Annotated in this window: 15 protein-coding genes; 13 read left to right on the top strand and 2 right to left on the bottom strand. The window is 64.0% G+C overall.

The window, feature by feature from the left end:
• Positions 1–14 precede the first annotated feature (14 nt).
• From AC4D2M_RS14265 to AC4D2M_RS14230, 8 genes are all read left to right on the top strand, one after another.
• Complete coding sequence (locus AC4D2M_RS14265) at positions 15–881, top strand: ABC transporter ATP-binding protein (RefSeq protein WP_490892551.1); 867 nt, start codon at positions 15–17, stop codon at positions 879–881.
• Positions 882–930: 49 nt separating this feature from the next.
• Positions 931–1,929: an iron-siderophore ABC transporter substrate-binding protein gene (locus tag AC4D2M_RS14260; RefSeq protein ID WP_490892550.1), complete on the top strand. Its 999-nt coding sequence runs from the start codon at positions 931–933 to the stop codon at positions 1,927–1,929.
• Positions 1,930–1,937: 8 nt separating this feature from the next.
• Positions 1,938–4,028 carry an iron ABC transporter permease gene (locus tag AC4D2M_RS14255; RefSeq protein WP_490892549.1) on the top strand — a complete coding sequence of 697 codons (2,091 nt, stop codon included), beginning with the start codon at positions 1,938–1,940 and terminating at the stop codon, positions 4,026–4,028.
• A gap of 96 nt (positions 4,029–4,124) precedes the next feature.
• Positions 4,125–4,997, top strand: a complete 873-nt coding sequence (locus AC4D2M_RS14250) for a VanW family protein (protein ID WP_490892548.1) — start codon at positions 4,125–4,127, stop codon at positions 4,995–4,997.
• A 107-nt stretch (positions 4,998–5,104) separates the two neighbouring features.
• Positions 5,105–5,821, top strand: a complete 717-nt coding sequence (locus AC4D2M_RS14245; RefSeq protein WP_490892547.1) for a VOC family protein — start codon at positions 5,105–5,107, stop codon at positions 5,819–5,821.
• 361 nt (positions 5,822–6,182) lie between these two features.
• Positions 6,183–6,434: a hypothetical protein gene (locus AC4D2M_RS14240; protein WP_490892546.1), complete on the top strand. Its 252-nt coding sequence runs from the start codon at positions 6,183–6,185 to the stop codon at positions 6,432–6,434.
• Positions 6,435–6,506: 72 nt separating this feature from the next.
• Entirely contained in the window at positions 6,507–7,328 is an 822-nt protein-coding gene (locus tag AC4D2M_RS14235; RefSeq protein ID WP_490892545.1) for a TspO-related membrane protein, read from the top strand.
• A 383-nt stretch (positions 7,329–7,711) separates the two neighbouring features.
• Entirely contained in the window at positions 7,712–7,945 is a 234-nt protein-coding gene (locus AC4D2M_RS14230; RefSeq protein ID WP_490892544.1) for a hypothetical protein, read from the top strand.
• Positions 7,946–8,001: 56 nt separating this feature from the next.
• Here AC4D2M_RS14230 and AC4D2M_RS14225 read toward each other — a convergent pair whose 3' ends face one another.
• A complete protein-coding gene (locus AC4D2M_RS14225; RefSeq protein WP_490892543.1) occupies positions 8,002–8,592 on the bottom strand; it encodes a YdeI/OmpD-associated family protein in 591 nt (196 codons plus the stop codon).
• 97 nt (positions 8,593–8,689) lie between these two features.
• Between AC4D2M_RS14225 and AC4D2M_RS14220 the strand changes: the two genes are divergently transcribed.
• From AC4D2M_RS14220 to tgt, 4 genes are all read left to right on the top strand, one after another.
• A complete protein-coding gene (locus AC4D2M_RS14220; protein WP_490892542.1) occupies positions 8,690–9,229 on the top strand; it encodes an NUDIX hydrolase family protein in 540 nt (179 codons plus the stop codon).
• A gap of 72 nt (positions 9,230–9,301) precedes the next feature.
• Positions 9,302–10,162, top strand: coding sequence for a DUF6707 family protein (locus tag AC4D2M_RS14215; protein ID WP_490892541.1), 861 nt, complete (start codon positions 9,302–9,304; stop codon positions 10,160–10,162).
• Positions 10,163–10,191: 29 nt separating this feature from the next.
• On the top strand, positions 10,192–10,974 hold the full coding sequence (locus AC4D2M_RS14210; protein WP_490892540.1) for an SRPBCC domain-containing protein: 783 nt from the start codon (positions 10,192–10,194) through the stop codon (positions 10,972–10,974).
• Positions 10,975–11,040: 66 nt separating this feature from the next.
• Positions 11,041–12,294, top strand: coding sequence for a tRNA guanosine(34) transglycosylase Tgt (tgt, locus tag AC4D2M_RS14205; RefSeq protein ID WP_490892626.1), 1,254 nt, complete (start codon positions 11,041–11,043; stop codon positions 12,292–12,294).
• Here the strand turns inward: tgt and AC4D2M_RS14200 are convergent.
• Complete coding sequence (locus tag AC4D2M_RS14200) at positions 12,276–12,986, bottom strand: queuosine precursor transporter (RefSeq protein WP_490892539.1); 711 nt, start codon at positions 12,984–12,986, stop codon at positions 12,276–12,278. The genes tgt and AC4D2M_RS14200 overlap by 19 nt on opposite strands.
• A 205-nt stretch (positions 12,987–13,191) precedes the next feature.
• Here AC4D2M_RS14200 and AC4D2M_RS14195 point away from each other — a divergent pair, with 205 nt between their 5' ends.
• Entirely contained in the window at positions 13,192–14,004 is an 813-nt protein-coding gene (locus tag AC4D2M_RS14195) for a hydroxymethylpyrimidine/phosphomethylpyrimidine kinase (protein ID WP_490892538.1), read from the top strand.
• Positions 14,005–14,222: the final 218 nt, after the last annotated feature.

Raw genomic sequence — 14,222 nt, 5'->3', positions numbered from 1 at the left:
CTTACCTTAGTGGAGTGACCCTCGCCGAACCCGTGTTCCGCACAGCGCCCTGCACCTCACCTGTAGGGCTCGACGTTGCCGACATCAGCATCTCCTACGGGCGCCAGCCGGCGGTTCGGGATGTGTCCTTCCTGCTCAAACCCGGAACCGTCACTGCACTGATCGGCCCGAACGGCAGCGGAAAGTCGACACTGCTCAGGACCATTGCCCGCCTGCACACGGCCGACACTGGAAGCGTCACTACCTCCGACGGCACCGACGTCTTAGCGCTCTCCCCAAAGGAATTCGCCCGCAAGGTTACCCTCCTCGCCCAGAGCCGACCGGTGCCGGCCGGGATCACCGTGCGTGAGGTTGTCGACTTCGGCCGTCACCCGCACCGCAGCCGCTGGACCGGCAGTGATGCGCACGGGGCCGCCGTCGTGGCGCATGCGATGGAGTTGACACGCACGGCTGAACTTTCGGACCGCCCGGTCGCGGCCCTGTCCGGTGGACAACTGCAGCGCGTCTGGCTCGCGAGCTGCCTTGCGCAGGACACGGGTGTCCTGCTGCTCGATGAGCCCACCACCTATCTGGACCTCCGGTATCAGGTGGAAATTCTCGACGTCGTGCGCGACCTGGCGAGCCATCACGGGGTGACTGTCGGCGTCGTGCTGCATGATTTGGACCAGGCAGCGGCCATCGCCGACCACGTGGTGCTGCTCGAAGACGGCGCTGTCCGCGCGCAGGGTTCTCCCGTTGAGGTGCTGACCGCCGAACACCTTTCGGCCGCGTACGGAGTGCGCGTCGATGTCACGGTCTCCGGAGGCACCGTCCACACCCGTGCCGTCGGGCGGCACAACGCCGTCGGTAACTCCACCGAAACGGTTCTTCAAGCTTCCTGATTCACCTTTCCCCCAGTTGCGCGCCCGCGCCCTCACAGAAATGACCCTGATGAAACAACCGAAGATTTTTGCTGCCCTCGCGGTGGCAGCCCTGCTCACGCTGTCGGCCTGCGGCACTACCGAGGAAGCGGCAGGCACCGCGGAAGAAACGGCCGGCGCAACCGGCGAGTCCATCACCATCACGGACGCCCGGGGCAAAGAGGTTGTGCTCGACGGACCTGCCGAACGGATCGCCGGGACCGAGTGGAACGTCGTCGAAAACGTTGTGTCGCTGGGCATCATGCCGGTGGGCGTTGCGGATATTGAGGGCTATAACACCTGGGTGAGCTCAGCACCGCTCGATGACAGCGTGACCGATATCGGCCTCCGCGGTGAACCGAGCATCGACACCCTCGTCTCCCTCGAACCGGACCTCGTCCTCGTCACCGACCAACTGGTTGAGGGTGCCATCGAGCAGATCGAGAAGACCGCCCCCGTGATCGTGGTTCCGGGCGGTGATTCGTCCGACAACATCGGGCAGATGTTCGAGAACCTCGACCTGATCGCCAAGGCCACTGGAACCGAAGACAAGGCAGCCGAACTGAAGACAAACTTCGAGGCCAAGGTCGAAGAGGGACGCGCGGCCATCGAGGAAGCGGGAGCCGCCGGAACGCCGGTTGCCTTCTCCGACGCCTACGTCGACGCCGGCAGCGTCTCCGTCCGTCCTTTCGCTACCGGGTCACTGGTGTCCGATGTGCTCACGGAACTCGGCTTCGAGAACGCCTGGGAGATGGAAGGTGATCCCGTCTACGGCCTCGCGCAGACCGACGTTGAAGGCCTCACCGCGCTCCCTGAAGACACCCGCTTCTGGTACATCGCCAATGACAGCTTCGGCGACCCCTACCAGGACGAGCTCGCTGACAACGCCATCTGGAAGTCGCTGCCGTTCGTCGAGGCCAATAATGTCCAGCGTTTCCCGGACTCCATCTGGATGTTCGGCGGTCCCACCTCGATGGAGCAAATCATAGACAGCGCAGTCTCCGCTGTTGCCCCGGTAACTGAGAAGTAGAACGCAACATGACGCCGGAAACCCTGACTCGCGCCGCCGCCTCAGCACAGGGAGCTGACGCGAGGCCAGGGTTCCGGCTCGCGGTGTTCGGCCTTCTCCTTGGCACGGCCACCGCTCTCCTCGCCCTGATGCACATCACCCAGGGCACATCTGCGGTCGACGCGGCGGACATTGTTGGCCTGCTGCTGGGGAACGACGACGCTGAGACGGCAGCCATTGTCGGCGCCAGCCGGGTTCCGCGGCTGGTAGCCGGGGTACTGGTGGGTGTGGCACTCGGTGTTGCGGGCGTGATCATGCAGTCCGTCTCGCGTAACGCGCTGGCCTCCCCCGACACCCTCGCGGTCAACGCCGGCGCCCATTTGGCCATCGTCGCGGTTGCGGCGCTCGGGCTGCAGGTTCCGCTGCTCGGCGCCGTCGGAGTTTCATTCCTCGGAGGGATAGGCGCCGCGGCCCTGGTTCTCGCGCTGGCGGGAACGGGTCAGTCCGGGAGCGTGCGGCTTGTTCTTGCGGGGTCAGCGATCGCGCTGGCGTTCGCCGCCCTGACCCAGACCCTCATCATCCTCTTCGCGCAGGAGACCCGCGGGTTGTTCGCCTGGGGCGCCGGCTCCCTGGGGCAGAGCGGGATGGACAAGTTTGTTGTGCTTGCCCCGCTGATCGGGCTCGTGCTGATCGTCCTGCTGTTGAAATCCCGCTCGCTGGACATGCTCACCCTCGGGGACGATCAGGCCCGCGTGCTGGGCATCAACGTCCGCGGCACGCAGGTGCTGGCCATTGTGCTTGCCGTCCTGCTGTCGGCCGCGGCGGTGACCATCTCCGGGCCGATCGGTTTCGTCGGTCTCGCCGCTCCCGCCGTCGTTCGATTGGCCGCAGCCAGGATTCCCGGGCTGCACCGGCACATCGCGCTGATCCTCGCGTCCGCCCTGACCGGCATCTTCCTCGTACTGGGAGCGGACGTCCTGCTGCGCGCCCTGGTCGGGGCACAAAGCGCGGTAGAGGTCCCGACCGGTGTTGTGACCACCATGTTCGGCGCAGTCTTCCTGGTGATCCTCGCGCACCGGATGCGGACCTCAGGTCCCACGCGGGAGGCGCGTTCAGTGTCCCTGCGGGGAACACGCCCCGGAGCCGGCGCCGTCGTCGTTGGAGTTCTTGCGGTGCTGCTGCTCGCCGCAATGGTTGCAGGACTGCTTCTCGGCGACACGAAGCTGCTGCTCGGCGACGTGGCGAACTGGCTATCCGGTCAGGCCGGGCCGGTGGTGTCCAGCGTGATGGACGCACGCTTCCCGCGTGTTGCCGCGGCGCTGCTTGCCGGCGCCTCACTGGCCCTGGCCGGAACGGCAATCCAGGCGGTGAGCCGCAACCCGCTGGCCGAGCCCTCGATCATTGGTGTGTCCGGTGGTGCGGGAATCGGTGCAGTCGCGGTCATCACCTTCGTTCCGCTGGCCGGGTTCTGGGTCATTGCCGGAGCGGCGGGCATCGGCGCGGCGGTGGCTGCCGCCGTCGTCTTCGGTCTGGCGTTTCGTGGCGGGTTGCAGACCGACCGCTTTGTGCTCGTGGGAATCGGAGTCTCGGCGGCGGCGATGGCCGCAATCACCCTGCTCATCGTGCTGACCGACCCGTGGAATGAAGCCAAGGCGCTGACCTGGCTGTCCGGCTCCACCTACGGGCGGTCCATGGATCACCTGATCCCGATGACCGTTGCACTACTGCTGACGGTGCCGATTATCGGAGCGCTGCACCGAACCCAGGATCTACTGGCGCTCGATGAGGACACTCCGAAGCTGCTGGGCATTGCGGTACCGCGAACGCGTCTGATCCTGCTGGTCTGTGCGGTGGTGCTGACCGGATCTTCTGTGGCCGGGATCGGTGTCATCGGTTTCGTGGGGCTCGTAGCGCCACATGCCGCGCGGGCCCTGGTGGGGGCGCGGCACAGGCTCGCGATCCCCACCGCCATGCTGCTCGGTGCGTTGCTGGTCTGTGTGGGCGACCTGATCGGCCGGACGATGATCGCGCCGGCGCAACTGCCGGCAGGCCTGCTGACCGCCCTGCTCGGCGCACCGTACTTCGTGTATCTGCTGTTCCGGAGCCGGCTCTCGCGGTAGGAAGATTTTCATTTCCTGCAGAGCGCTTGGAACAATGTCTGTGACGACGGCCACGCGTCGTTTCAGGCCTCATCACGCCGACTCACTGGGGGAAAAATGAAACGAAAACTGCTCTGCGAGCTCTCGCCTCTGGCCTACCGCATCTCCGTTCAGCGGATGATTCTTACCCGAAAGTGGCGGGACTTTCTTTCGCCGACCACCTTCGCGTTGCAGCGGTCGGAAAATCCTCTGCCGGCTGTGGTGTACCGCCATAACTCGCTGATACGCCGCAAGTTGGGAAACGTAGACCTCCATCTACAGGAAAACAAGGCTGTCAGCCTGGGGATCGCCGCACCGCTGGTGAATGGCATCATCATCCAACCGGGGGAAACCTTCTCATTCTGGAACCTGGTGGGCAGATGCACTGAGGCCAAGGGTTACCGCGAGGGCCTCGTGATCAGCAATGGCAAAGCCGACTCAGGCATCGGCGGAGGCCTGTGCCAGTTCACCAACCTGCTGCACTGGATGGTCCTGCACAGCGAACTGACGATAGTAGAACACCACCATCACGGCGAAGTGGATCTGTTCCCGGACTTCAACCGCCAGATCCCCTTCGGAACGGGCACATCGATCATCTACAACTACCTCGACTACCGCGTCCGTAACGATACAGACCAGGCCTACCAGGTTATGGTGAGCACCACCGATGAGCACCTCTGTGGGGAACTCCGCGCTGAACGAGTCCCGTCGGTGAAGTTTCATATCCGCGAAGAGGGCGCCCACTTTCAGGAGATCGACGGGCGTGTGTACCGGCGCAACAGAATCATCCGTCTGACCAGAGACAAGCGCAGCGGCCTTGTCACCTCACGGGAACAAATCATCGAGAACAACGCGCTTGTCACCTACGACCGTGAATTGATCACAGCACCCGTTCTCCCCGACCCGGCACTGTCAAGCCACGAGGCAGCACCGTCATCTTCCCCCGCCTGAGGTACTGCCTTGCTCGGGTCCCGACGGCGCCTGATGCCGTAAGGCCGCTGCAGGTAGGTGTCGTCAGGGCTTGAGACGCCGACACCTACCGGCCTACGGTGTGGTCCATGTACCTGGAGAACCTCGTCTTTGACGCCCTCGAGCCGCAACGGCTGGGTCGGTTTTGGGAGGCTGTGATTGGAGGTGAGCGGCTCACAGACGACGTTGATGGCTTCGAAACCCGGCTCACCATCGAGGGCGGACCGGTGCTCGACCTATGCTTCCAGCGTGTCCCCGAGCCGCCATCCTCCGCGCCCCGGTTGCACCTCGATCTCCAGGGCGGCGCCCGTCAGGCCGAAGAGGTCGACCGGCTGCTCGGCTTGGGCGCACGACACCTCGACATCGGTCAGGGTGACACCCCCTGGGTGGTACTTGCCGATCCGGAGGGCAATCCGTGCTGCGTGATGGAGGACCGGGCCGCTTACGTTGACACCGGACCGATCGCCGCGCTTCCGCTCGACTCAGCCGACCCCGATCACGACGCGAAGTTCTGGTCATGGTTGACCGGCTGGACGCATGTGGCAGGGGCCACCCCGACTCTTCGCCATCCATCATTGCGAGGCCCCCTTCTTGAGTTGTGCCCTGAGCCGGCCCCAAAGGGCACTGCGAAGAACCGACTGCACCTCGACCTCCGTCTTGAGGAGGGAGACGATCCCGATGAAGTCGCGGCGGGCATCGCCGAGCGCGGTGGCCGCGAGCTGCGGCCGGACTGGGGTGATCTGCCATGGCGCATCTACACCGACCCGTCGGGCAACGAGCTGTGTGTACTCCCGGTGCGGTCCTGAGACTCGCCCCCAGAACCCACGTACAAGTTCTTGCTGTACCGTGTGGAAGGAGGGGAGTCGAGTTACCCCTCTTGCATCAACGCTTCACAAGTCCCGTCTGACCGCACGATGAGCAACCGCAAAGGCCTCCCGTCCGCTTAGACCCTGTACTTCAACGAATCTTCAGCCAGTAGGATCCGTTGCCATGCGCGCCACAGCCGAGCTGTGGCTGCCCACCAACCTGATCCGCCTCGCTGGCCCGGCTCCTGAAAATTCTCCGGGTATTACCCGGTGCGTTCTCGCGACCCTCATGCCTTCTTCTTCTCGATGCTCAGCCTCGAAGAGCACAGGGCGCAAGGCCGAAAGACAAGGACTGAAAATCGTGAGTTACAACAGCAGAATCCACCCCACAGAGTCGTTCCCGGCGAATCTTAGCGAACTGGATGACTCCGCCCTGCACGCGCTCAACAGCAAAGTACATCGTGAGCTGGACGCGGAGTACTTGGGCGGAGCCCCAGAACCGGAGACTGAATTCCGCAGGGAAGAACTCACTGAGGAGTTGGATCGGCGCGAGAGCAACGAACAGTCCCGCCTGATGTCGGACTCGCGTCTCACGCTTGTGCGCGCCATCTGATCGGTGAACCGAGCACCTCAGGTGGGAAGTAGGGGACTTCACCAGCCCCCTTATGTCTTTATCGTGGAGATAATGACATGGAAATCAGACCGGTTTCGGCAGATCGGCGTGACGGTTGCCTTCGCCCTGTGCATCATCGGCACGGCTATCGGCTCGGGCGCCCTCGGCGGCACTCCGATCGATGAAGCCGCCGGAGGAGCGTTGAGCGCGGACGCCACACTTCTGGCCCCGGCCGGCGCTGCATTCAGCATCTGGAGTGTCTTCTACGCAGGCCTCGGGGCCTACACCGTGTATCAGTGGTTTCCGTCGCAGCGGTCCTCGCGCCGCCAGCGCCGCCTCGGCTGGTGGGTTGCCGCGTCAATGCTGTTGAACGCGGCCTGGATCCTGTCCGTTCAAGCGGGTTTACTCACGGGCAGCGTGGCGGTCATCTGCGCCCTGCTCCTAGTGCTCGCCGTCAGCTTCACGATTTTCACGTCCGAAAAGCCCACCTCCGCCGTTGACGGAATAGTCACCGACGGTACGCTCGGCCTCTACCTGGGCTGGGTGTGTGTGGCCGTCTGTGCAAACATCGCGGCAGCACTGGTCGCGGGAAGTTTTGGCGGTTTCGGATTGGCCCCGGAAGTTTGGACGGGAACCGTGCTCATGATTGTCGCGGCGATTGGCGTACTCCTCGCGTTATCCGGCAACGGCCGCCTTGCCGTCGCAGCCGCCATCGGTTGGGGCCTTGCCTGGATCGCAGTGGGCCGCGCCGCCGGCGCACCGGAATCACCGACGACGGCGGTTCTCGCCGGCCTTACCGCGGCAATTATCGTCATCGCCACAGTCGCGATCAGGCTCCGGAGGCGATCACATCCGGCAGCGTCTCTGGACCGTCGGGCGGTTGCCCAACCGTAACGACCAGTCTTTCGCGCGGGCTTTGTGCGCGTTCACTGCACCGGGCGGGCCTGAGCCCGACCAGCTTCGCATGTTAGTTCCGCCACGATACTGGGCAGTTATTATGAGTGACTCAAAATAACTGTTAGCGTTGAGAACACGGCCGGAAAGTCAGCATCCGATTTTCCCGCAGGGAGACGCACAGCCGCCTCCAGCGGCGCCCGGTCATCCAGGACCGCAGCGCTCCTCCCCTTCAGCCGGCAACGTCGCCACACCGGTCGCCCTCCAGGCTTGAGTTAGCCGTTGCCCCGCAAGACTTTCTTACCGGGTCCAGCCACCCGACTCACAGTTTTTCCTGGGTTGACGCGCCCAGACAGACCTACCCATATCGACAAGGACATCACATGACACTTCTCGCGAACCGACCTATCCAGACAACCGAAAGCCGACCCGCCGAATACCGTGCACCGCAGGGCGGCACCTACGTCACGACGCATTCACGCCCGGCAACCGCCGGCAGCTACGTCACCACCGAGGGCAGCGGAACTGTGCCCGCCGGAGTTATCGGCGGCCGGTATGTTTCCCTTGGCTACGTTCCCGCGGAGCAGACGGAGGGCCGTTACACGGGACGCGCCTGAAACACAGCCCCAGAACAGGAGGTCCCAGGCCCTGCGCCCGGAACCTCCTGTTTCCGTTAAGGCCTCCGCTTCTGCGGGTAGGGCGCCTCATGACGGGCGAGCATGTCCGCGAAAGAGGCAATCCTCTTTTCCCGTCCCGACGGCGTCTTCAACTGGCTGAGTCGGAAGATGAGCGCATACCGGTTCTGTGCGGTGAGCACGTCGAACATTGCCTGTGCGTCCGGGTTCGCTGCAATCGCGGCCGCAAGATCCTCAGGCACGACGGCTGTCGCCGACCCCGCGTAGGCCCGCTCCCACCGCCCATCCACCCTCGCTTGCTCGACGGCGGCGCGGCCTGCGTCATGCATCCTGCCTTCCGCTTCCAGCCGCTCAATGTGCCCGACGTTGCGAAGGGACCAGATGCTGCGCTGGCCGCGAGGCGTGAAGCGCTGGAAGCTGCTTTCGCCGTCGCGCCTTTTGGCCTGGCCGTCTATCCAGCCGAAGCACAGCGCCTCGTCCAGGGCCGCGGCGTAGGTCAGGGCTGTCACCGTGCCGCCCTTCTTGTGGAGGACGAGCCACACCCCGGAGGACGACGCGTGGTTTTCCTCCAGCCACAGTCTCCATTGATGCGCATCGGGCAGCAGCAGCTCGGGCAGTTCGACGGCCATGCGTTCAGGGTACTGCTGCCGGATGGCGATTCAGCCGATGGCCGAAGTACAGCGCGTCAGAGTTGCTCGGGCCTGCGTCTGCTATAAAACAGAGGGTATGAACCTGCGCACCCCAGACCCTAACCCCGGCTGGCTCAACGAGGACGATCTCTACGAGGCACGCCGCCGATTGCCCATGGTCTATGTGGAGGCCATTCCGGTCCGGTGCGATTCGCTCGGGTATGTCACCGAAGTAGGGCTGTTGCTGCAGGCCAGCGACCAGGGCGAGATGGTGCGCACCTTCGTCTCCGGACGCGTAATGTACCGCGAAACCATCCGTGCGGCCCTGCTGCGGCATCTTGAGAAGGACCTCGGTCCCTTCGCGCTCCCCCAGTTGCCACCGTGCCCGGTGCCGTTCACCATCGCCGAGTACTTCCCCTCTCCTTCGGAGACCGGGCTGACCGACGACCGGCAGCACGCCGTCGCACTTGCCTACCTCATTCCTGTGACCGGCGAATGCAACCCGCGGCAGGACGCACTGGAGTTGACCTGGCTCACGCCGGAAGAGGCCCTGAGCCCGGGAGTCAGCTCTGAGTTCTCCGGCGGCCGCGACAGTCTGCTGCGCCAGGCGCTCGCCTACGCCGGTTGGGGCCGCTGAGGCGTTACCGTTCTTATAGACCGGTTTTGTTTTCGGACCCGGGGGCAACACGCAGTGAGGCAGGACTTTCCAATGATCGACAGCGATGTGGACGCGCGGGTACAACCGCTTGCCGCGGAGGCAGTGAGCGCGGGCCGCAAGCTCCTCCTCCCGGGAGGCAAGCGCACCAGCGAAGTGGTGGACACCGTCGTCGAACACGATGATTTCGGTGTCCCGGCCATTGTCGTGGCCACGCTGGAATCCGGTGAGACGGTGCGTATTGCAACCGGATCCACGGTTCAGGCCGAGGTACCTGAGGAACTCGCCCAGATCGCCGCTGACGAGGGATCGCCGGAAGCGTTGATCGCCCACGTCGCTGCTATCCACGCTGGAAGCCCGCGAGTGCATGAGCTTGCCGAACGACTCATCCGCGGCGTCAACTTCAAGTCCGGCAGCAGCCTGCAGGACATTCGCGACCTGGCGATGACCCTCTACGTCGATCTCTCCGACCCAGCGAGCGCGCTCAAGGTTTGTGATCTGCTCACGGACCAACCGTTCGACGGGAACTTCGGCCGCTGGAATCTCATCGAGGGCTGCCTGGCGCTGGCCGTCCACCTCACCCAGAACGACGGCGACGGCTCCCGTGCCGCCGGCTACTCCGCTGCTCTGCGAACGGCCGAGGAGGCCGAAACGGACCCGTTGAAGGCGAAGGTGGCCGCAACGGTGCGCCAGCGCCAGCTCAACGAGCCGAACCTATATGACCGGGAAATCGCGCGGTCGACCAATAACCCTGCCGCAGAGAAGGACTGGCGCGGGTTACGGCTGGCGGCACTCCTGCATCTGCGGGCACATGGCGGATCGGAGACCCTGAGTGCTGAAGCGCTTGACCGGCGCATCGGCCACGAACTGCTCGCCATCCGGGCACTCAACGGAAGAACAGCCACCTCTGGTTAGCTCGCAGTGGCGGGAGTAGAGTGGCGCGCATGAGTGACTCGACAGGTCCCTTCACACAGTCCAGCACCGAACAGCACCCCGCCCGCGATGTGCCGGTTGCAGATCCAAACCCGCTCCGCGTTCACATCAACGCGGACGCACGTCAGCTGTGGCTCATGCTCCGTGAACCGCGGCTGATCCGGCAGTGGCACGGGTGGGATGCCGAAACCCTCGACGAGGAAATCCGCTCCATCTACTTCGCTCCGTCGGTGGTTGAAGGGCCGGACCACACCTTCCTGACCGTCGACGGCGGTGACACCTTCCAGATTGAACCGGTCAGCGACGGCTGCGTTGTCACGGTTGAACGGGTGGAGGGCGAATCCGACGAGATAACCGAAGGCTGGATCACCTTCCTCCAGCAGCTGCGCTTTGCCCTTGAACGCCACCCCTCAACGAACCGGCGCACGGCGTTCTTCTCGGGTGAATCAGACGATGGCGAGTCCATCATCGAAAAACTGCATGCCGAACAGCTGCAGCAGCCCGGCGACTCCTACTCGCTCAGCCTCCCGAACGGGCATGAACTGACCGGCACTGTCTGGTTCCGCACCGAAAACCAGCTCGGCCTGACAGTGTCCGAGTACGCAGAGCACGGTGAGGGACTGGTGATCGTCGCCGATCAACCGTCGCTCCAGAACCGGTCCAGCCTCGCCATAATCACCACCTACGAGCTGGGAGCGAACCTGTTACGGTCGGCCTGGGACAGCTGGGACGCCTTCCGCCGGCAGCATTATCCTTCCTCGAAGCCGTTGGAGACCTCGAGCCTCGAAGGCTAGCTCCGGTCCTGCTCGGCGTTCGTGAGTACCAGGCAGGGGCCAGCGCCTGATTCCTGAGAAGATGGGCTGGTGCCACAATCAGACTTTTCGTTCTCCATTGGTAAACGCCTCAGCGAGACCACCACGGCAGGCGAGGGCCTGCACGGCCGGACCGGGACCATCACCACCCCCAACGGCGAGATCCAGACTCCGGCGTTCATCGCCGTCGGAACCAAGGCCACGGTGAAGGCTGTGCTGCCGGAGTCCATGAAGGACGCCGGCGCGCAGGCGCTCCTCGCGAACGCCTACCACCTCTACCTGCAGCCCGGGGCGGACATCCTCGACGAAGCCGGCGGCCTGGGGAAGTTCATGAACTGGGACGGGCCCACGTTCACTGACTCCGGCGGCTTCCAGGTGATGAGCCTGGGTTCCGGGTTCAAGAAGGTCATCACCATGGACTCCGCTGCCGCGTCCAAGCACGCCGGTGACGACGACCGCGTTGCGGTGGGCAAGGAACGCCTGGCCCACATTGACGACGACGGCGTGTGGTTCGTGTCCCACCTCAACGGCGACCGCCATCGGTTCACCCCGGAGATCTCGATGCAGGTCCAGCACCAGCTCGGGGCGGACATCATGTTCGCGTTCGATGAGCTGACCACCCTGATGAATTCGCGCGGATACCAGGAGGAGTCACTGGAGCGGACCCGTTTGTGGGCCGAGCGATGCATCACCGAGCACGAGCGGCTGACGATTTCGCGCGCCGACAAGCCGTATCAGGCGCTGTTCGGCGTAATTCAGGGCGCGCAATACGAGGACCTCCGACGGAAGGCCTCGCAGGATCTCGGGGCGATGAACTTTGACGGGTTTGGTGTGGGAGGTGCGCTGGAGAAGGAGAACCTCGGAACCATCCTTGGCTGGTGCGCCGATGAGCTGCCGGAGGACAAGCCGCGCCATCTTCTTGGTATCTCCGAACCCGACGACCTGTTCACGGGTATCGAGAACGGGGCGGATACCTTCGACTGTGTCTCCCCCACCCGCGTTGCGCGAAACTCTGCGTTCTACACGCCGGACGGTCGGTGGAACCTCTCCAATGCCCGGTTCAAGCGTGACTTCACCCCGCTCATGGAGGGCTGCGACTGCTACACCTGCACCCACTACACCCGGGCGTACATCCACCACCTATTCAAGGCGAAGGAGATGATTTCGGCGACGCTCATCTCGATCCACAACGAACGCTTCGTGATCCGGATGGTCGACGACGCCCGCGCCGCCATCGAGGACGGGACGTACTTCGATCTCAAGGCCGAGGTGCTGGGGCGCTACTACGCCGCGTCCCGGTAGCTCGGCTCCCGGCGCTTCACCCAGCGGATGGCCGCCGTCGTGATCGGCAGGAAGAGTACCTCCACCAGCGTCTTGTAAAAGAAGCCAAAGAGGAGGTAGTTCAGGAACGTCGGGAAGTCCGTAATGCCGATGACCGACGCGGCGATGGCGCAAAAGATGAGCGTGTCAGCGAACTGGCCCACGCCAGTCGACGCAACGAGACGCGCCACCATGCTCCGCTCCCCGAACCGGGCCTTCATGCGCACCAGAACCAGCGAGTTGAGCAGCTGGCCCACTAGGAACCCGAGCAGTGACGCGAACACGATCAGCGGAACCGGGCCGAGCGCGAGTTCCAGTGCCTCCTGCTTTGCGACGCCGAATTCGTCGTCGAACCCGGGCAACGCGATGATGACGGCGTACGCCAGCGACGCAAAGGCGGAGAGCACAAACGTCACAATAATCCCGAGCCGCGCAGCCTTGAACCCGTATACCTCACTGATTACGTCGCCAAGGATGTACGCGAGTGGGAAGAGGAAGAATCCGCCGTCGGTGATGATACTGAAATCGCCAACGATCGGCCCGATGACTACTCCCTTCGAGGCACCGATGTTGGAGAGGATGACGACGACGGCGAGCACCGCCAGCATGATCGAAAAGATGGGGCTGCCCAGGGTTGCGTATCGGGCGCGGGCATGTTCCTGCAGTTGAGTCATGGTTCTCATTCATAGAAGTGGTTCGCGCAGCCCGGAAGGCTCGCTGTATTAGCACTGTTACCCGGCTGTCCCGGGACCATCAATTGTCCCACGCTCGGCTTCAGCGGATCGGCCCTCCCCGCAGTTCCAGCACGACGACGGCGCGCGGCTTGCGTAGGCAGCCAGGCGTTGGCGCAAGCCGTGAGGCGTCGGGCACACTGGTGCAATGGTTACTGAAGCACCAGAAATCACCCTGACCATCGCCGGATCCGAGGCTACCGGCGGCGCCGGTGCACAGGTGGATCTGAAGACATTCCAGGAACTGGGCACCTACGGCATCGCGGCGCTCACCTGCATAGTCTCGTTCGATCCGAAGGACAGCTGGAACCACCGGTTCGTCCCTGTGGACGCGAATGTCATTGCGGACCAGCTCGAGGCTATCCAGTCCTGCTACTCGATCGGCACCGTCAAGATCGGCATGCTCGGCACGCCCCAGACCATCGACACCGTAGCGGGAGCACTTGGGTCCCAGAAGTGGCTGAACGTGGTGCTGGATCCGGTCCTCATCTGCAAGGGCCAGGAGCCCGGCGCCGCGCTGGACACTGACCAGGCGCTCAAGGCCAATATCCTCCCGCTGGCCACGTTCGTCACTCCGAATCATTTCGAGGCAGAGTCACTCTCGGGGATCGAGATTCGTTCGGTCGAGGACCTCAAGGACGCCGCCCGGCGCATCCATGAGGCAAGTGGCGCCGTCGTGCTCGCAAAGGGTGGCGTGAGGCTGGAAGGTAGCGACGCCGTCGACGTCTACTACGACGGCGAGACGCTGGAAGTACTCAGAGCGCCCAAGGTGGGCGATGTCGCGGTCAGCGGTGCGGGTTGCACGCTGGCAGCGGCGGTCGCGGCGGAGCTGGCCAAGGGTGCGGCACCGCTCGAAGCGGCCCGGACTGCGAAGGCTTTTGTCACCGAAGGGATCAGGAACAGGGTCTCCTCGAACGCGCCCTTCGACGCCGTCTGGCAGGGCGGCGCAGCAGGGGTTTGAGGCCTTGAACCACCCGGCTGCATTCGTTTCAGTTGTTTGCCCGCATTAACCGCTCCGTTAACTACTCCGGATTCGTTGACTTGTGAGATAGAACGCATAAAGCTGTAACCGTGAAGCTCAAGGGAGATTCACATTGCTGCTGGCCACCCGTCGCTACACAGGGAATCTCACTCACACCGGTCTGAGGCCGAGCCAGCAGTACTGCGGGGGGCTAGCGA

The sequence above is a fragment of the Arthrobacter sp. TJ-270 genome (genome assembly GCF_058269075.1).
The sequence above is the reverse complement of the archived record's forward strand: the minus strand, read 5'-3'. Positions and strand labels throughout refer to the sequence as shown.

Coding starts and splice junctions, on each gene's coding strand:
- AC4D2M_RS14260 (WP_490892550.1), top strand. CDS start 931: ATGAAACAACCGAAGATTTTTGCTGCCCTCGCGGTGGCAGCCCTGCTC.
- AC4D2M_RS14255 (WP_490892549.1), top strand. CDS start 1,938: ATGACGCCGGAAACCCTGACTCGCGCCGCCGCCTCAGCACAGGGAGCT.
- AC4D2M_RS14250 (WP_490892548.1), top strand. CDS start 4,125: ATGAAACGAAAACTGCTCTGCGAGCTCTCGCCTCTGGCCTACCGCATC.
- AC4D2M_RS14245 (WP_490892547.1), top strand. CDS start 5,105: ATGTACCTGGAGAACCTCGTCTTTGACGCCCTCGAGCCGCAACGGCTG.
- AC4D2M_RS14235 (WP_490892545.1), top strand. CDS start 6,507: ATGACATGGAAATCAGACCGGTTTCGGCAGATCGGCGTGACGGTTGCC.
- AC4D2M_RS14230 (WP_490892544.1), top strand. CDS start 7,712: ATGACACTTCTCGCGAACCGACCTATCCAGACAACCGAAAGCCGACCC.
- AC4D2M_RS14225 (WP_490892543.1), bottom strand. CDS start 8,592: ATGGCCGTCGAACTGCCCGAGCTGCTGCTGCCCGATGCGCATCAATGG.
- AC4D2M_RS14220 (WP_490892542.1), top strand. CDS start 8,690: ATGAACCTGCGCACCCCAGACCCTAACCCCGGCTGGCTCAACGAGGAC.
- AC4D2M_RS14215 (WP_490892541.1), top strand. CDS start 9,302: ATGATCGACAGCGATGTGGACGCGCGGGTACAACCGCTTGCCGCGGAG.
- AC4D2M_RS14210 (WP_490892540.1), top strand. CDS start 10,192: ATGAGTGACTCGACAGGTCCCTTCACACAGTCCAGCACCGAACAGCAC.
- AC4D2M_RS14200 (WP_490892539.1), bottom strand. CDS start 12,986: ATGACTCAACTGCAGGAACATGCCCGCGCCCGATACGCAACCCTGGGC.
- AC4D2M_RS14195 (WP_490892538.1), top strand. CDS start 13,192: ATGGTTACTGAAGCACCAGAAATCACCCTGACCATCGCCGGATCCGAG.